Annotated in this window: 3 protein-coding genes; all 3 read right to left on the reverse strand. The window is 76.1% G+C overall.

All coding sequences use genetic code 11. From position 1 onward, the window contains the following. Nucleotides 1–1,535 (reverse strand): GNAT family N-acetyltransferase (locus ACWENR_RS30205; RefSeq protein ID WP_452280344.1); only part of this gene is annotated, 1,535 nt, incomplete at its 3' end. A 24-nt stretch (nt 1,536–1,559) separates the two neighbouring features. Beyond that, nucleotides 1,560–2,741: an acetoin utilization protein AcuC gene (locus ACWENR_RS30210; protein WP_452280345.1), complete on the reverse strand. Its 1,182-nt coding sequence runs from the start codon at nt 2,739–2,741 to the stop codon at nt 1,560–1,562. Nucleotides 2,742–2,789: 48 nt separating this feature from the next. Next, a partial coding sequence (locus ACWENR_RS30215; protein WP_452280346.1) for a sulfurtransferase occupies nt 2,790–3,144 on the reverse strand: 355 nt, incomplete at its 5' end.

Genomic DNA, 3,144 nt, shown 5'->3' on the forward strand with positions numbered 1-3,144 from the left:
GCGGTCGCTGATCTGCTGCCGCTGCTAGCTGAGGCGTCGCCCGAGAACTTCCTCGCGTGCGTCGAGCATTCCCTCGACACCCCGACCCGCGGCCCGGCCGGCAGCGGCTGGTGGGCCAGCAGCACCCCGACGTCGAGCAGCTCGGCGACGGTGTCCACCCGGATCACGCCCGACTGGGCGAACAGCGCGCTGACGGCCACCTCGTCCGGCCCGGCGGAGTCGCCCACGCCGGGCGGGCGGGCCGGCGAGGCGAGCGCCACGACCGGCTTGTCCCGGCCGATCCGGCGGGCCAGCCGGGCGAACTTGCGCGGGTTGCCGAAGGTCTCCAGGTACAACATGATCACGTCGGTGCCTGGGTCGTCCTGCCAGTACTGGAGCAGGTCGTTGCCGGAGACGTCGGCCCGGTTGCCGGCCGAGACGAAGCTGGACAGGCCCAGCCCGCGCCGGTCCGCCTCGGCCAGCAGCGCCACCCCGAACGCGCCCGACTGGCTGAAGATGCCCACCCGGCCGGGCACCGGCAGCCGCGGGGCGAGGGTGGCGTTGAGGCGTACCGCCGGGTCGTTGTTCGCCACCCCGAGGCAGTTCGGGCCCACCACGCGCATGCCCGCCGCGTGCGCCGCCCGCACCAGCGCACGCTGCGCGGCGGCGCCCTCGCCGCCGGCCTCGGCGAAGCCCGCGGAGATGACCACCAGGCCGTGCGCGCCCGCCGCGGCGGCGTCGGCGACCACCTCCCGCGCCGACTCCGGCGGCACCGCCACCACGGCCAGGTCGACCGGCACCTCGGCGTCGGCCGCCGACCGGTACGCGGGCAGCCCGGCGACCGTCGTGGCGCTCGGGTGCACCGGGACCACGGGACCGGTGAACCCGAAGTCACGCAGGTGCCCCAGCACCGCCGCGCCGACGCCCTGCCCGGTGGCGCTCGCCCCGTAGACGGCGACGCCGCGCGGGGCGAGCAGCCGGGCGACGGAGCGCGCCTCGGTGCGGTGCTCCCGGCCGCGCTGCACCTCCAGCGTCGCGTCGGTGGGCGCGATCGGGAAGGTCAGGTGCACCACGCCGTCGGCGAACTGCCGCTGGACCTGGTAGCCGAAGTCGGAAAAGACGCGCAGCATCGCGCCGTTGGCCGGAAGCACCTCGGCCACGAAGTTGGCGATGCCGCTGCGGGCCGCCGCGTCGGCCAGGTGCTCCAGCAGCACCGAGCCGATGCCCCGGCCCTGGTAGGCGTCCTCGACCACGAACGCCACCTCGGCGTCCGGCGCCGCCGGGCCGAGCCGCTCGTAGCGGCCGACGGCGACGATCCGGTCGCCGGCCAGCACCACGAACGCCTCCCGGTCGCGGTGGTCGACGTTGACGAAGCGTTGCAGGTCACGCTCCGGGATGCGCGGGTACGGCGAGAAGTAGCGCAGGTAGCGGGTGCGCTCGGAGAAGCGCGAGTGCATCGCCACGATCTCCGGCGCGTCCGACGGGCGGATCGGTCGCAACTGGACGGTGGTGCCGTCGCTGAGCAGCACGTCCACCGGTTGGTCCACCGTGGTCATCGTCCCGGCCCTCCCCCGGCCGGCTCAGTCGCGCGGGTCGTGCGGATCGAGCCCGAACAGCGGGAACGCCGTCTTGCGGGCCGCCGCGATCGCCCGGTCCACCGCGGTCGGCTCGCCGGTCGGCTGCCACGGCTCGTACGCCGGGTCGACGTCGTCGGTCATCCGCAGCGGGATTTCCCGGCCCGGCCGGCGCGCCGCCGCCAACTCCCGCCACGCCGGCGGGGTCAGGGTGGCCGGCGCGACCGGCTCGCCGGTGGCCACCGCGAGCAAATGCGTCCAGGCCCGGGGCACCACCTCGACCAGCGCGTACCCGCCGCCGCCGGTGGCCACCCAGCGGCCCTCGCACAGCTCGTCGGCGAGCGCCCGCAGGGCCAGGTAGGTGGCGCGCTGCCCGTCGACCGAGAGATTCAGGTCGGCGAGCGGATCGAGCCGGTGCCCGTCAGCGCCGCACTGGGTCACCAGCACCTGCGGCCGGAACGCGCGCAGCACCGACGGCACCACCGCGTGGAAGGCGCGCTGCCAGCCGGCGTCGTCCACCCCGGGCGGCAGCGGCAGGTTGACGGCGCTGCCCTGCGCCTGCGGGCCGCCGGTCTCGTCGGGAAACCCGGTGCCGGGGAAGAGCGCCAGCGGCGTCTCGTGCACGCTGACCGTCAACACCCGCGGGTCGTTCCAGAAGACCTGCTGCACCCCGTCGCCGTGGTGCACGTCCACGTCCACGTACGCGATCCGCTCCGCGCCCAGGTCGAGCAGGCGGGCGATCGCCACCGCCGGGTCGTTGTAGACGCAGAACCCGGCGGCGCGGGCCGGCATCGCGTGGTGCAGCCCGCCCGCCACGCTGACCGCCCGCCGGGCCTCGCCGCGCCAGACCGCCTCGGCGGCGGCCACAGTGGCCCCGGCGACCAGCGCGCTCGACTCGTGCATCCCCTCGAAGACCGGGTTGTCGGAGGTGCCCAGCCCGAAGCCGGCGAAGAGCGGGTCGCGCGGGGCGCTGCGCACCGCGTCGAGATAACGCTGGTCGTGCACCCGGGTCAGCAGCGCGTCGTCGGCCGGCGCCGGCTTGACCAGCCGCACCCCGGGCCGATCCAGGACGCCCAGCTCGCGGGCCAGCGCGACGGTCAGCTCCACCCGCACCGGATCGAGGGGGTGATCCCCCATGTCGTAGGCGAGCAGCGACTCGTCCCACACCACCACCGTGTCGTCGGACATGGCCACATCGTCGCACGTGCCCGGGCGCGCCCCCAGCGCACGCGCTGCTCACGTGGGCGGTGTCGCTCCCGTGGCCACGGGGCGGGACGGGTCGGCGACCCAGTTGCTCCACGACCCGACGTAGAGCGCCGCGTCCGGCCGACCGGCCAGGTGCAGGGCGAGCACGGCCTGCGCGGCGGTCACCCCCGAGCCGCAGTACGCCCCGACCGGCGCGCCCTCGGCCACCCCCGCGTCGGCGAAGCGCCGGCGCAGCGCGTCGGCCGCCGGGAACCGGCCCTCCGCGACGTACTCGCCGGCCGGCAGGTTCACCGCGCCCGGCTCGAGAAGGAGATGGCCGAGCGGGCGGCCAGGGCCCGCAAGCGCCGGCAGACCCAGGCGATCGTGGGCGCCGCGTCGGTGCTGG

The sequence above is a fragment of the Micromonospora sp. NPDC004336 genome (genome assembly GCF_053602615.1).

Bases quoted from the DNA above. Each gene is read 5' to 3' on its own strand.
- ACWENR_RS30210 (WP_452280345.1), bottom strand. From the start codon at position 2,741: ATGTCCGACGACACGGTGGTGGTGTGGGACGAGTCGCTGCTCGCCTAC.